The sequence below is a fragment of the Chitinophaga sp. genome (assembly GCF_036566945.1).
GTDB lineage: Bacteria > Bacteroidota > Bacteroidia > Chitinophagales > Chitinophagaceae > Chitinophaga.
In genome coordinates this window covers 1-15,817 of record NZ_DATCVJ010000956.1, presented here as the reverse complement: position 1 = coordinate 15,817, position 15,817 = coordinate 1, and the positions used below count along the sequence as shown (strand labels likewise).

Genomic DNA, 15,817 nt, shown 5'->3' with positions numbered 1-15,817 from the left:
GGATTGCACCTGTATTATATTCAATACGTATACGACTGGTTGCGCGATCTCACCACCGCTTACAATGAACTGGTGGTAAAGCTGAGTGGGTACCGTGGAAAATGTACCTGCACAGATATCACTGCACAAGACAGCAAAGGACTGGTGGTATTGCTGGGGCCAGTGCTCGGCGGCCGCACTACCTATCAGCCATTGATCTTCCGCGACCTCGCCATCATTGCCGAAAGAGATGCGGCTATTCGTGAAGTACGTTGTATGCACTGGCGTATGATGGTGATGATCCGCACCTTCGATCTTCCTTTTTTACGGTTGGATAAAGCCCTCGCCTTTACCGGTCAGACCATAGAAGATAAGCTGGATTCCACAGACTACTGGGAGTCGCTCGTGAATCCGGATGATAATGACGACTTTAGAAATCTCCCTATAAAGCTAACGCCTACACGTAGCAGCGCAGCTTCCTTGGGTAAGCAGGCCATTCCTTACTACTACCCGCTGGATAGCAACAGTGTGTATTCCGTGCACCAGTTTTGGGATCATGAAACGACCGTGTTGCGGCGAACCGATACCTTGTTATCGTATAATGCACATGGTGGAGATGAGGATAAATCTTCTACTGATGTAATCAATGATAGCTACAGCACCCGGCCGGAAGTATTGCTGCCACTGGCTTTCAACTTTGAACCGGCGCACTGGTTGCGGGTAGAAGGTCATTTTGGAAAAAAGATCATTTTAAACGGTGACAGCATGAATTTTTATATCGACGGTTTTGATCTGGCAAAATACCTGTTGAAATATAATCTCTGTGTAGACGTTATTGCCGTGAACATACATCGAATAGATTACGCGGGAAAACTGCCTTGCCCGAGCCGGATGGAACACCGGCCTGCTTTGCAGCAGGGACAAACGCTGGTGTTGCTCTTTACCGACACAGACGAACAGATAGAGCTGCATGAATGTAGTAAGACGGATCGCGCCGAAATAAAAGCCTACACGATCCTGGCCGATTTTGTGCTGCCGTTCAATCTTACCTGTTGCGCCATTCCCGATCTCGATTATTACACCCTGAACCAGGAGCAAGTATCCCGTGTCTGAACAACAACATATCATTGGACGGATGGAAGTGCAGGTAAATGCCTCCCAACCCTTGCTGGCAAATCAATTGCAACAGCAACTGGGATACCGTTTGCATACCGCCGATTTTAGCCGGCAACTATCTGCATTGCTGGATGGACTGGTCGGTGAAAATGAATATATAGAAATACCGGCGCTGGCTATTTCGCTGGAATGTACAGATGACGCAGACTTTAGCGGCCAATTGCTATCGCAGCTGGCCGCCGCCATAAAAGAACAACTCAGCACCCCACAACCGGCTAACATGCTATTGCCTAACGGCAGTGCCTATACGGAAATGCTGCAGCTGTTCTTTTTGAAATATGGTATCCGCGCTTTTTATAATGGGGGAGACATCATCACTGCATTCCAGACCGAATTAAAAAACTTACCGGAGCGGCAACAACCAGCACTGGAACAGCTGCTCAGAAAAGCCGGTAAAGATGATCCGGTAGTATGGACACGTTTGTACTACCTGCTCGGTGCCACCGGGATGAAAAAGTTTTTCCTGCGCACCTTTGGGATGAACGAAGCGGCACTGCAGGCGCTGATCCAACAGGAATGGGCGCGTACCGGTAAATCGTTGCCCGTTGCTGCGAACCGTATTACCAGCAACACTGCAATAGCTGCTACCACTGATTTTCCAGATACCTTATTACCTGACGCTCAACAATGGCCGGTATTTTTTCAATATATGCTGGCAGGAAGTGATATTCCGCTTTTCGTTACAACGGCTACCGATAAAGACAAAACTACAACAGCTCCCCGCGAAGCTCTTGCTACCGCCGCTGCTACCATGGCAACACCCATGACTTCTCCCGTAACACCCACTGCTCCTGCAGCTGATGCCGCCGTATCATTGGCTGAGCAGCTACAACGTGGCCTGCAAATAGAAAACGCGGGACTGGTATTACTCTGGATGGAATGCGGCCGGCTGTTCCGAACATTAGGCTACGTGGCAGACCGGCAATTTGTGGATGAAACCGCGCAACAACGCGCCATCCTGTTACTGCATTATATCTGTTATGGTAAAGACGGCAACGGTGGTGAAGAAGACTGGCTCCTGAATAAACTACTATGCAACTGGCCGCTGCATATGCCCGTAGATCCTCAACTGGCGCCCGGGGAGACCGCACAAACAGCAGCAGAAGAAATGTTGACCGCCTACCTGGAAGCATGGCGTAAAGACCGGAAATTTTCCGCCGCCTGGTTTAGTACTGCTTTCCTGCAAAGAGAAGGACAACTCACGCACCGCAGCGACGGCTCCTGGGTCCTGACCGTAAACGCCCGAACAGAAGATATTCTCGTAAACAAGGTATCTATGGTGAAATATGCCTGGATGCCGCAAATATTGTACGTGCAGTGGTAAAATGTCTATCGATATTGACTGACCCTGAAATGACTCCATGAGCGAAAGCAGTGTCCATAACGCCGCCCCCAAGGCTGGCCTGAAAGCAGGCAAACTTTTCCGGAAGGAGGAGTCCAGGCAGCGGCATGCATCTACCGCTATACAGCCCTTTTTTGCTGCCACTGTTTCCCGTGACATGGATACCGAAGCCACCATGCCGGATATTCAATCTTTATTTATACCCGGTATTCGCAGGACGGCGCCTGTCCAAACAAAGTGCGCGGAGCATGAAACAGAAGACGGTATAAAACGTAAAGCATCAACAGAAGAAACACCTATACAAACAAAGTGTGCAGAGTGTGAACATGAAGAGGAAGTAAAACGCAAAGCCCCGGAAGAAGAAACTCCCGTGCAGGCAAAGTGTGCCGGGCATGAAACGGAAGATGAATTAAAACGTAAAGCGGCGGAAGAACCCGATGCATCTGTGCAACGCGCTGAGGAAGAATCCGTGCAGGCAAAGTGTGCGGAGTGCGAACACGAAGAGGAAATAAAACGTAAAGCGCCGGAGGAATCCGGGACGCCCGTACAACGAGCTGAGGAAGAATCTGTGCAGGCAAAATGCGCGGAATGCGAACATGAAGAAGAAATAAAGCGCAAAGCGCCGGAGGAAACCGAAGCACCCGTGCAACGCGCTGCGGAAGAAGAAGAATCCGTGCAGGCAAAATGTGCGGATTGTGAAGGAATGGAAAAACTCCATACCAAATCTGATGAAGCACCCTTACCTGTACAAGCCAGTCTGAAAGTAGGCAAGCCGGATGATCCACAGGAAATAGAAGCCGACCGTATGGCGGAGAAAGTATTGCGCATGCCGCAATTATCTTTTACCGGCGGTGGTGGTAGCCGACCGGAAGGTAATGGCAATACCAATAACAATGTTCAACGGAGTGAAGAAGAAGGAGAAGAAATCCTCACCAAACCTATAAAAGGATTGCAGAGGGCCGGAGATGGCAGTTTTCGTACCAGTGATAGTTTTTCCGCCCGCCTGAAAACAAGCGAGTCAGGAAGTCCGCTGCCAGAGCCGGTACGGGGAAATATGGAAAGTGCTTTCCAGGCCGATTTCAGCGCCGTTCGTATTCACACCGGAACAGAAGCAGCTTCTCTGAGTAAAGAAATCGGTGCACAGGCATTTGCTTACCAGCATCACATTTATTTCGGAGAAAATAAATACCAGCCGGAATCGACCACTGGCCGTTTCCTGCTGGCGCATGAATTGACGCATACCGTGCAACAGGGCGCTGCCAAAACCGTGCAACGTGATGAGGAAAATGGAGAGGAGAAAGAAACCTCGTGGACAGATATGTTGCTCAGTGGCGCAGAATCTGTATTGGAATCACATTTGCCGGCAGATATTTTCGAGTTCTATAAAGACATAAAAACGCAAGGGGTTTTGGGCTATATTAAAAACGCCCTGTTTGGCCTCTTCCGTGAACTGTTCAATGGACTCGGCTTTTCTGATGAGCAGTTTATGCTCATCATCCAGATTTTTATCCACCTGAAAAATCAGTTGCCCGCTATCCTCGATGGCTTGTCCAAAGGAGATTGTAAGCCGCTGTTTGCTGCGCTGAACCTGCTTTCTACAGTCGTGAAAGCAATTGCCGGCGCGGTATGGGATAAACTCATGGAGACCATAGAGCCCCTGCGACAATGGCTCAATAAAATCTGGGATACCTACATGGCGCCCGCCATTGATAAGGTCACGGCTTTTGCGGGTAAAGTGTGGGACCGCATCAAAGATTTTGGCAGGTGGATCTGGAATAAATTTGATGCCATCCTTATTCAACCTTACCGCACTGCCTGGGAATGGATCTGTAAGAAACTGGGCATAGAAAGCTCCGACGAAGGTGGCTTTATGGACTTTGTATGGGCTAAACTGAATGCTGTCTGGGAGTTTGTCAAGATGCAGTTACGTCCGGTGATAGAACCCATACAGGCGGTGATCAGCGGTATTGGCGCCATGATCAATATGGATGCCATCCGCAAAATGCAGGAGGATGCCACCCAATGGCTGGATAAAGTTGCGGATACCGCCACCGCCATGGGCAACGACGACGATGCCGTAGCCAACAAACAAATGACCCTGCGGGATGTATTGCTGCCAGCCCTCAATAAATCGATCGACCGGATTAAAGTCACTATCATCGCCGCCGGCCAATGGGTACTGGAGAAAGTAAATAATATAGCCGTTAACGTAAATAGCTTTTTCAGCGGCTTACAAAGCAATGAGTATCTCAGCCCCGTGTATTCGCTCGTGAGCTGGGTGCCCAGAGCCATCGACAGCCTCAAAAACTGGGCGGAAGATAAAGTGGTATGGATCTTTGAACGTATTTATGCCGGTATGGAAGACGTGCGTGCATTTATGCAGCGCGTAATAGACATGCTCCTGAAATTGGTGGATGCAGCCGGCAATCTGCTCGGCTACCTGGGAGACTTCATCCTCGGACCTTTTGCCCTGGTGCCCAAGTGTATCAAAGATCCTGTTATGGATTGGCTCACGGAAGTGATCCTGAAAAAGATCCCGGTGATTGCCGAATTCATTGACCTGAAAGAAAAATGGCCACAGATCAAAGCCGCCGCCCTCACCGTTATAAAACAGGTGTTTGTGGATGGTAAGCTGGCACGGGGCCTCTGGACGTTCTTCCGAAACCTGCTGAGTTTAATAGGCATCGATCCTACGCTCGTAACAGCCGTAATTGCCAAGGCCGCGCACAACTTCTCCGACATCATCAAAAAACCGGGTGAGTTCCTGAAAAATGTATGGAATGTCATCAAAGGAGGATTTGTCCGCTTCTACGATAACCTGGGCACACATATGCTGCATGGCGCACTGGAATGGTTGTTTGGCGAAGTGAAAGGAGCCGTGGCGGTAGCACCTCCGGCCGATTTTTCCCTCCGTAATATACTGGGATACGTGTTGGATCTCTTCGGCATCAACATGGAGAATGTTTACAAACGCATGGAGGAGAATCCAAAGATAGGCAAGGAGCGCGTAGCGAAAATGCGGAAAATGCAGGATGTGTTGACGGGCGCCCTGGAATGGGTAACTGTTTGGATTAAAGAAGGCGCAGAAGGATTGCTTCGCAAAGCCAAAGCAAAGCTGGACGATCTCACAGATATGGTTATCAGTGGCATCGTGAGTTGGGTGTCGGAAAAAATATCTGCTGAAATTATGAAACGCCTGGCCACCAGCGCTGATCCGCTGGGAATAGGTGCTACCATCAATACGCTGATCCTGGTGTATGATACCATGAAGACGGGTATTGCCTATGTAAACAAGATGCTCAATCTGGCAAATCAGGCCATGGATAACCTGGCAGAAATCATTGGCGGAAAGCTGGAACATGCCCAGGTCGCTTTTGAAGAAGTACTGGCCAAGGCGGTACCGGTGGTAATAGGATTTTCGGTAGAAGTAATTATTGGACCAGTAGGAGATAAGATCAAAGATATAGTGACCGCAGGCCGCAAAAAAGTAGATGATGCTATAGACTGGCTGATCAACGGAGCGCTCAGCGTTATAGATACGATCCTCAAAGCCGGTAAAGCGGCACTGAATAAAGTACTGGGATGGCTCGGACTCCGTAAAGAGTTTAAAGCCGAAGATGGTGAAATGCATACCATCTCTTTTGCCGGTTCTGAAACAAGTGCGCAGCTGATGGTACAGAGTACCCCTATGAAGTTTGACAATTGGCTGGCTGCCATTGTAGTGGATAAACCACGCAGTCCGGAAGGAAAGAAAATGCAGGCCAGAAAAGACAAAGCAAAAAAGAAATATGACCAGATTACGGCCGTTGAAAAGAAGAAAGAAACAACTAAATATACAGCGGAAGACAAAGAAAAAGAGATCAGGGCACTGATGGATCAACTAAGCGTTATCATGGGGCCTCTGTTCAAGAAAGATATCGTTGGATTTATTGACCCGGAACTGACGTTTGGTGCCCTTAATCCAACGACTCAATTCGGTACGGAAATGCATACAAAGAAACTGACGAAGAAGAGCAAGCTGGTAGGCACAGAACCGAATCAGGGCATGGCGCCTGCCTCCTATAAAAATATGAAACGGCGCAGGAAAGATAGTGGTCCATACTATATACTCGGGCATTTGTTAAATCAACAAGTGGGAGGAAGCGGGGATGACTACAGAAACCTGACGCCGCTGACCGGAAAGGCAAATGCTACTCATCGTGACATGGTAGAGCAGAATGTGAAAAAAGCAGTGGAAAGTGGTTTAATGGTAGACTACCTGGTGAAACCTACTTATAACCTGACGACACCATCCCCATGGTCAGCATCCGAAGCCGCCAAAATACCGCCGGGAGAAGATTTGAAGGAGATTCTTTCCATTCGGAAGGATGAGCGGAATGTACCATCCTCACTTAGTTGCACGGCATTATATGTAGATCCTGCTACAGTGAAACAAACGAAAATAGTCACTAAAACGATCGATAATAAAGTCGATCAGCGGCCAGAATCCTATTATTTAACGGAACGGACGAAAGACCCTGTTTACCTGGATTCCGGCAGTGCTAAAAAGATAGAGAAAGGAATTGATAACATGACAGAGGATTGGGCCAAGGCGATTGTTAAGATCATGAAAGATCGCGGTGGCGTAAGGTTTGCGTCTTACCAGCAACTCATCGAGTATAAACTGAATGGCAAGTTTGTATTCAGTAAAAGAGAACGGGATAAGTTAAATGTTATACTGGCTCCAACATATATAAAACTATACACAACATAAATCTATGCGAAGCTTCATTCAAATGTTACTGGCATTACTTACACTCACCGTGATGATCTGGGTGGTATGGCAGGGATACCTGTTGTTGCGGCAGGAACAACTGGGGTTGGAACCCGGAACGCGAGCCATGGTGATCATCTTTGCCGCAGTGGGTATTATTTGCGCTTTCATTCTCAGCAATGCGATCAGTACTCATGGCGATAAAATCCTGAAAGGAAAACAGTTCACCTGCCGGGCAGACCTATACGAAAAATGCCTGGATGCCTGGCAGTCTGTCGTAGATGAACTGGCCGCGGAGCAGCGTGAAAAAGTAAACCTGGATTTTCGGGAACTGGAGGTACAGTTGGGCCTTATCGCATCGGCTAAAGTAATCAAAGCATTTCGGGAGCTGCAGTTGGCGGCAGCCACAGATGGCGTGCATGGAATGGCATCGGCGGTGGCCAGGCAAAACCTGCTGCTGGCCATGCGCGAGGATATGGGGATCACGGCCGATTATTTCGTGAAAAAAGAAATTCAACATCTCTCTAAATATTAATACCATGGCTGTAAAAAAACAACTGCGCCGCAGAAAGACTAAAGGGGAAGGAAGGCCGGCGGCACAGCAATTTATTTCGGCAGAGCCATCGCATGAAGCGCTGGAAGGTAATACACAGTTTTTTCCGCCGGGCCCGAAACCACAAACCAAACTAACAGTGAGCACGCCCGGAGATCCGCAGGAGCAGGAAGCCGATAAAATGGCCGATAAAGTAGTACAACGCGCGTCGATAGATTCCCACACCCTGGATCAGCGCGATGACAGGGTGGGCATTGCCACCAAAAAAGAAGGCGGTGCTGCACCGGCACCTGGCGCAGGAGCCGCAGTCAGGCCGGTGTCTAAGGGAGGTGGCAGCACGCTACCCACCAATACCGCCGCAGAAATGTCGGGCAGCTTCGGGTACGATTTCGGGAAGGTGCGCATTCATACCGGCACCGAAGCACAAGCCGCTGCTGCACAACTACAGGCGCAGGCATTTACTTATGGTGGGGAAATTTATTTCAACAAAGACAAATACAACCCCGGCACCAAAGAAGGTAAATGGCTGCTGGCGCATGAATTAACGCATGTGGTACAACAGCAGGGGCAGGAACTCAGTATTGTACAAAAAAAGGATGTACCGGAAATTTCTACCCCTGTACCCAAAAAAATGAAAACAAATACCGATGCTACCGGCGCTGTGGTAGATGCTTCGGGAAAGGTAGGTAAAGTGAAAGTGATCATCCTGCCGGATATCATAGGCGAAGTGCCGCCGGGGAAATCTGCCATGACGAACGTGTCTTACGTGGCAGGTGGCCCTTCTTACGAATCTAAAGGCGATAAGATATCAAAGATTATCGGCAAGGCTACACTGGAAATTACTATTCAGACAACCTATAAACCCGGCGCGGATACTAAGTCTACCTCCGTGTACGGACGTGGTACCACCAAAAAGGATAAGAAAGCCGGACACACGACGCTGCGCTTTCATGAAGGCAGTCATGGCTCTTTTGTATTCAGCTACCTGGCCAAACATAAAGTACCTTCTTTTGGCGGCGCGGTAGGACAAACCGTCGACAAGTTTGTGGCAGCAGGTGATAAGTACACGGAGAAAGTAGCGGAATACATGGCTAAACTGGATGCTGCCAACAATAAAGCAGTGGATTGTACAGGCACCAAAGATGCGGCCTGTACACCTTGATGACCCTGAAAAATTAAGATTATGTACTGGAAGAAAAAAGAAAGCGTCTCCGCACCGGAGGAAACAACAGCATCCACCGTACCCGGCGTAGTTGGGCAATCTTTCCTGGCAGCATCGATGTCGGTGTTGCTGAAAGTGGCCGCCGCCCGACTGGACCATTATTTTGGTAAACAGGCAGATTTTGTGCAGCCGGCATTCGAATTAACGGACGACGACTCTCCGCTGGCGAGATATGTGATCGATCATCATCTCTCTATTGAAGAATATATTACACTGATGCTGGCCATTTCTCCGCATGCCCATCCGGATCTCTTCACTTCGCTGATCCGGCAATACATGCCCAAAGGAGGCGATTTCCCGGAGTTTGGTGGTATAAAGGGCACTAACTACCGCGGGATCATTCCTACGGGAGAAACGGCCCTTTTCCTGCTGGCAGGCATGAACATGGATATGCGCCTGCATTATTCGTCCTGGCTGAAAGGAGAGGTGTATGGTGGAAAAATAAATGGTGCTGAGGTGATGCGTCCCACTATTTTTCAACTGGGCATTATTACACTGGAAGACATGCGGGAAGGCGAACCGGAAATGAGCGGGCGCTTGCTGCTGTCTCAATCCAGACTGGCGGAATTCCTTACCGGCAGAAAATGGCGGCCTTCCTTTGGGTCTAATTTTCCGGCTACTTTGCTGGAAACAAAAATGGAATGGAATGATATTGTGATCTCCCGTCAAACCGATCGTGAGCTGAAGATGATCCGTCACTGGCTCAAATTTCATGGCCGCATAGAGTCGGATGCCAACCTGGGACGCCGAACCAAACCAGGCTACCGCGCCCTCTTCTACGGCCCGCCGGGAACAGGAAAAACATTAACGGCCAGTTTGCTCGGCAAGCAATTCGGGCTGGATGTGTACCGCATCGATTTGTCGCTGGTAGTATCGAAATATATAGGGGAAACAGAGAAAAACCTGCAGCAGATTTTTGACCGGGCGGAAGACTGGATCCTGTTTTTTGATGAGGCAGATGCATTATTCGGCAAACGTACCAATGTACAATCGGCGCACGATCGTTTTGCCAATCAGGAAGTATCTTACCTGCTGCAAAAAATAGAAGAACATCCCGGACTGGTGATCCTGGCCACCAACTTCCGCAATAATATGGACCAGGCATTTATCCGCCGGTTCCAGGCGGTAGTACCTTTCAACGCACCAAACGAACAGGAAAGCCTGGTGCTGTGGAATAATACGATGCCGGCAGATATCCCCTGGAGCGAAGATATCAATCTCCCGGATTTTGCCAGAAAGTATGAACTAACGGGAGCGTCTATACTGAATATTGTACAGTCTGCGTCTATCCGTGCATTGTCGGAAGACAGGCCCATAGGTACACAGGACCTGCTGGAAGGAATTCAGCACGAGTATTATAAAAATGGAAAGTCGGTGTAACGGCTACGCACCTACGTAGTGATGATGCTACTGTGAAAGCGGCGGTGCGGTTGTATAGATACAACCGCACCATACCTCAATTCGATTCATTAAATAATTCCGGCAGCGTATATCCATTGGCGTAAGTTACCGCGGCTTTTCCTACAGGTACTTTACTGTCGCAACGATATCTCTCCAGCAGGAGATCGTATACCGGTTTACCATTTCGTTCAAACCTGTATTTGACTTCATAGCACCGGGCGTTGCTGCCACTGCCATTATCGTAGTCATAGTCGGTGGTGATATGGGCAACAGGTTGCAGTTTCCCCCGATGGAAGGCCACAATATCCGACCAGGATACGTTTTCGCCCATATGGGTAAGTCCTCCTTTGAGTACAATCGCCACGTGTTCGTCGCCCATACGCAATAGTTTGCCGAAGCGGCCGGAGTAGCCGTACATGCCGCCGCCGCCGGCATTTAACAGGAAGGTTTGCAGCTGCCATTTATTGCCGGTTTTGGCGAAGAGCAGCATATCGCACCAGCCGGTAGACGCGCCGAATTGTGGCCCCTGGTTGGCAAATACCGCTACACAATAAAGGGTCTTGTCATCTTTGAAAAAGCGGAGGGTGTCCAACTCCCGGTTAATGCTGTCTTTTCCGTCACCGATGTCCGCTACCAAAGAAACAGTATCGTATACGGCGCTTGCCAGACGGATCACCTTTTCTCTGGTCAGATCAGGTTGAGCAGGTACGTTCAGGCTCCAGTTATCGGAAGGACGGGTACTGCTGATTAATTTGATGCCGGCAATTTTCCATCCACTATCTTTTTTCTGTAGCTGAAACTGTTGTACAAAAGTGCCGCTGCCATTGACAGGATCTTCTACATATACCGTGGCCGCTATATCCACGTTGGGCTGACCGGTCAGCAGCGGAGCCAGGGGAGATTCCAGCATCCTGGCGGCGGTGATGCCCCCATACATATTGACGCTGGAAAACTGTGCCACCGTGCCCCAGCGGCCGCCGGTACAATACGCATATGCGCGGGCATACTGTCGTTGGTTGAGCGCTGCCACAAAGGAATCGACTACTTCGGCAGGCATCAATGGCGGCTTCACCACCGGCATATCCGGTGCAGCAGTGGTAATTACATCGCCACTGCCTGTTGGATAGTAGCTGATCGTACGCACAATGCTATATCTCAATTGCCCATTTTCCGTAACGGTTTGTTTAAACCAGTTGCCCTGTGCATCGTATTCATATTGATAAGTACGCAGCGTGGCTTTGTTTTTTTGACTGCTGGTCATGGCAGAAATATCTCCCTGCTTATTGATCTCCACACTGCTGAAGCTATTGTTATCAGGTGCTTTCGCGTAAATGATTTTTGTTCTGTACGAGGGCCCTTTGGTATCAAATTCATTTACATACAGGATGTCGTTTCCATCTGTTACCAGGTGATGTTCCGTTAAATCACCGTTTTTATTATAAGCGTAATTGAAGTGGGTAACGGTTTTGTCGGGGAGTACCGTTTGCGTGCTTTTGACAATCATTCCCTTTTTATCATACCCGAACACTTCTTCCATCACCATGGTATTCCTGTTTTCATCATAGAAGCCATAAGAAATTATTTTCTCCAGCTTGTCATGTTCATCGTACTGATATACCTTTTTCTGAAAGCCGGTGATGCTGTCCAGGTGATTGTTGGAATAGTAATACCTGCTATCGGTGGTGTTTTTTTCTTTGTTGTTGTAATAGCTTTGTTTTAATAATAGTCCGGCGGTGCTATAATCGGTATTGTTGCAGTAATAGGTAGTTTCTTTTTGTCCGGTAGGTCCATACCCGTAAGTACATTCTTTCAGGGATTTCACTGGCCCGCGCAGGATCCAGTCCTTTGTAGTAATGGCGCCACGCACAGATAAATGTTGTTTTCGCAGATTTTCATTGATATCCTGGGCACTCATCTTTAAGGATAACAAACAAAGGGCAGTCGATAATACCAGCTTATTCATCAATATATTCCAATTTGAACGGGGCCAAATATAGGAATAAATAAACCCTTTTATTCTTTGTATTAAAAAGGTATTTTGTACGCTGATTTACACTCATAACTGCGTTTTAATATGATAAAGTACTGTTTTTCCCGTATGATGCTGATGCTGGCGTTGTCTGCCAGCTGCCTTTCCTGTGCCCATGTTCCGAAGACCGGCACGGCTTCACAAGATAAAAATGGGGGATGGGTCTCCCTTTTTAATGGTAAGGATATCAACGACTGGATAGTAAAAATTCATCACCATGAAGTAGGCGAAAATTTCGGCAATACCTTCCGCGTAGAAGATGGCATCATTAAAGTGCGTTATGATCAGTACGGGAATTTTAATGAGCAGTTTGGCCACCTGTATTACAAGCAGCCCTATTCGTATTATCATCTGAAATTTGAATACCGGCTTGTCGGCAAATGGTGCCCGACCGCTCCTGAATATACACTGATGAACAGTGGCGTCATGTTTCATTCGCAGGACCCGCGTACCATGCCTAAAGAACAGGATTGGCCTATTTCAGTGGAGATGCAGTTGCTGGGTGGTTTAGGCGATGGCAAACCCAGACCGACGGGAAATATGTGCTCACCGGGAACCAACGTGGTGTATAAAGGGCAAATAGAACCGCAACACTGCCTGGAGTCTACCTCCAAAACCTATGATGGCGAGCAGTGGGTACGTGGAGAACTCATTGTGCTGGGTGATTCTCTGATCACGCATATCATCAACGGAGATACGGTGTTGCAATACTCCAAACCACAGATTGGTGGCGGCGTGGTAAACAACTACGATCCTGCTGTTAAAATTGACGGCAAACTATTGTCGGAAGGGTTTATTGCCTTGCAGAGCGAAGGCCAGCCAGTGGATTTCAGGAATATTAGTATCAAGAACCTGGCGCCGGTGAAGAAACCATAAAGAGTTGGCAGGAGGAGATGATTAACATGATAGCATACATTTTAAGGACTGGCTGTTAGCCGGTCTTTTTTTTTCTATTTTTTCTTACCTTAGCAAAATGGCTATTGTCTAAAATACCACTGCACAGCCACTTTCCTGGCGCGCTCTTTCCCATACGGTGAAAGGGATTTACTGTTTTATTTAATATATACGCTGGAGAAGCTGAACCTTCATTGGTTGGGTTTTGCTGAAGCGCATATTGGTATTCTAAATTTTAGTCGCATGACATCCATCCATATACGTCCCGAAACTGCGGGAGACATCACCACTATTTTTGAAGTTGAAGCCGCCGCCTTTCAGCGGGAAGAAGAAGCGACGCTGGTAGACCAGCTGCGTGCAGGAGCTGCATTTATTCCGGGGTTATCCTTAGTGGCCGAAATAGATCACCAGATAGTAGGACATATTTTGTTTACAAGGCTGCAGATTAAATCCGGTGAGGCGCTGCTGTCGGGCATATTGGCGTTGGCGCCGGTAGCGGTATTGCCAGCGTATCAAAGCATGGGCATTGGCGGATCCTTAATCAGGAAAGGATTGGAAGTAGCCAGGGAAATGGGTTATAAGGCTGTTATTGTTTTAGGCCACGAACATTATTATCCGAAATTTGGATTCATGCCAGCAGTCAAATGGAATATCAGGGCGCCAATGGAGGTGCCGGATGCCAATTTTATGGTGTTGGAATTAGTAGCCGGTGCATTGGATCATATCTCCGGCGTTGTCGTATATGCACCGGAGTTTGGGATAGCATAAATAACACTAAAAAGAAGCGACTTCCTTTTCAGGGGAAGTCGCTTTCATCATTGGATCGGCTATAAAACTATTTTATGGTTTGGCCACCATCAATTACATACTGTGTGCCGGTAATAAACTGACTATCGTCAGAACCCAGGAACAACACCAGTTTGCTGATTTCAAGCGGGGCAGCATATCTGCCTAATGGAATGCTGGCGGCGAAAGCTTTCTGTGCATCAGCGCCCTTGCCAGGTTCATATCCTTCTTCGATAGAACGCATCATTCTGTTATCTACCGGTGACGGATGTATGGAGTTTACCCGGATCTTTCTGGGAGCTGCTTCCAGCGCGGCCGTTTTCATAATACCTAAAGTGGCATGTTTACTGGTCGTATAGGCCACAAAGTTAGGGGAGGCTGTTAAGTCTGTATCAATCGGGCGTAATAATTGCTGTTTGTTGGCATCGTTAACCATTTAATTTTTCTGCGTATGAACAGTAGCAAGCATAACGGAATTATTATAAAAGGGGCCAGGGAAAACAACCTGAAAAATATCAATGTTTATATTCCGAAGAAACAAATTACTGTGTTAACCGGTGTATCTGGTTCCGGTAAATCCTCGCTGGTATTTGATACCATTGCTGCGGAAGCACAGCGACAGTTAAACGAAACATTCAGCAGCTTTATCCGGCATCGGCTGCCACATTATGGGCAACCGGATGCCGATTTAATGGAAAACCTGAGTCCGGCTATTATTGTGGATCAAAAGCCCATAAGGGGGAATGCCCGCTCCACTGTAGGAACGATTACGGATATTTATTCGCTGCTGCGGTTATTGTTTTCCCGGATCGCAAAGCCATTTGCAGGCTATTCCAATGTTTTTTCTTTTAATCATCCCGAAGGGATGTGTCCTGTTTGTGATGGCCTGGGCACGGTAACGGCTATTGACGAGGAAAGACTGTTTGATCGCAACAAATCGCTGAATGAAGGTGCTATTCTGTTCCCATCGTTTGATGTAGGCACTGCCCTGTGGAAACGTTTTGTATTGTCGGGGTATTTTGACAACAATAAAAAGCTGGGGCAATACACGAAAGCGGAATGGGATTTATTATTATACCAGGAGGAGATTAAACCGCCTCATCCAAAATCGGGATGGTGGCCCTCTGCGAAATATGAAGGCGTGATTCCACGGTTTACAAAAAGATTCCTGGGTAAGGAAGCGGCAGAAAATAAAAAGACGTTGCAGCCGGCACTTAAACAAGTGGTCACCAAAGGCGTGTGTCCTGCATGCAAGGGTGCACGATTAAATAAAAAAGTACTGCGTGCAGAAATTCACGGCAAAAATATTGCAGACTATGCGGCCTTGCAGGTGGATGATCTGGTAAAAGAAATCGCCCGGATTAAATCACCAGTTGCCGTAACGATGGTAGCGGCCATCGTTGAAAGACTCACCCATTTAATAGAAATAGGGTTGGGCTATCTGAGTCTGAACCGCGAAACATCGACATTATCGGGGGGAGAGTCGCAGCGGGTAAAAATGGTACGACACCTGGGCAGCAGTCTGAGTGATATGTTGTACATTTTTGATGAACCCAGCAGCGGGCTGCATGCACGGGATGTGCATCAGCTGAATGTGCTGATGCAGCGGTTGCGCGATAAAGGCAATACTGTGCTGGTGGTAGAACATGATCCCGATGTGATTATGGAAGCGGATCATATTA

Annotated in this window: 10 protein-coding genes and 1 pseudogene; 9 read left to right on the top strand and 2 right to left on the bottom strand. The window is 48.1% G+C overall.

Going from position 1 to position 15,817, the window contains the following annotated elements:
- The 6 genes from VIP81_RS28840 to VIP81_RS28815 all read left to right on the top strand — a co-directional run.
- Positions 1–1,092, top strand: a 1,092-nt coding sequence (locus tag VIP81_RS28840; protein WP_331969814.1) for a hypothetical protein, incomplete at its 5' end; no start/stop codon positions are given.
- On the top strand, positions 1,085–2,479 hold the full coding sequence (locus tag VIP81_RS28835; RefSeq protein ID WP_331969812.1) for a contractile injection system tape measure protein: 1,395 nt from the start codon (positions 1,085–1,087) through the stop codon (positions 2,477–2,479). The genes VIP81_RS28840 and VIP81_RS28835, both read left to right, overlap by 8 nt.
- 37 nt (positions 2,480–2,516) lie before the next feature.
- Complete coding sequence (locus VIP81_RS28830; protein WP_331969810.1) at positions 2,517–7,250, top strand: eCIS core domain-containing protein; 4,734 nt, start codon at positions 2,517–2,519, stop codon at positions 7,248–7,250.
- A 4-nt stretch (positions 7,251–7,254) separates the two neighbouring features.
- Positions 7,255–7,785, top strand: a complete 531-nt coding sequence (locus VIP81_RS28825; RefSeq protein WP_331969807.1) for a hypothetical protein — start codon at positions 7,255–7,257, stop codon at positions 7,783–7,785.
- A gap of 4 nt (positions 7,786–7,789) precedes the next feature.
- Complete coding sequence (locus VIP81_RS28820; protein WP_331969804.1) at positions 7,790–8,965, top strand: DUF4157 domain-containing protein; 1,176 nt, start codon at positions 7,790–7,792, stop codon at positions 8,963–8,965.
- Positions 8,966–8,986: 21 nt separating this feature from the next.
- Entirely contained in the window at positions 8,987–10,405 is a 1,419-nt protein-coding gene (locus tag VIP81_RS28815; RefSeq protein ID WP_331969801.1) for an ATP-binding protein, read from the top strand.
- 76 nt (positions 10,406–10,481) lie between these two features.
- Here the strand turns inward: VIP81_RS28815 and VIP81_RS28810 are convergent, their stop codons facing one another.
- Entirely contained in the window at positions 10,482–12,389 is a 1,908-nt protein-coding gene (locus VIP81_RS28810; RefSeq protein WP_331969798.1) for a hypothetical protein, read from the bottom strand.
- Positions 12,390–12,500: 111 nt separating this feature from the next.
- Here VIP81_RS28810 and VIP81_RS28805 point away from each other — a divergent pair, with 111 nt between their 5' ends.
- Together VIP81_RS28805 and VIP81_RS28800 are read left to right on the top strand one after the other, a co-directional pair.
- Positions 12,501–13,331, top strand: a complete 831-nt coding sequence (locus VIP81_RS28805) for a DUF1080 domain-containing protein (RefSeq protein ID WP_331969795.1) — start codon at positions 12,501–12,503, stop codon at positions 13,329–13,331.
- Positions 13,332–13,592: 261 nt separating this feature from the next.
- Entirely contained in the window at positions 13,593–14,117 is a 525-nt protein-coding gene (locus VIP81_RS28800; protein WP_331969791.1) for an N-acetyltransferase, read from the top strand.
- A 67-nt stretch (positions 14,118–14,184) separates the two neighbouring features.
- On the opposite strand, the gene VIP81_RS28795 is transcribed toward VIP81_RS28800, so the two are convergent.
- A complete protein-coding gene (locus VIP81_RS28795) occupies positions 14,185–14,571 on the bottom strand; it encodes an SDR family NAD(P)-dependent oxidoreductase (protein ID WP_331969788.1) in 387 nt (128 codons plus the stop codon).
- A 15-nt stretch (positions 14,572–14,586) separates the two neighbouring features.
- On the opposite strand from VIP81_RS28795, the pseudogene VIP81_RS28790 reads away from it, so the two are divergent.
- Positions 14,587–15,817 (top strand): annotated as a pseudogene (locus VIP81_RS28790) (excinuclease ABC subunit UvrA); the annotation flags it as partial.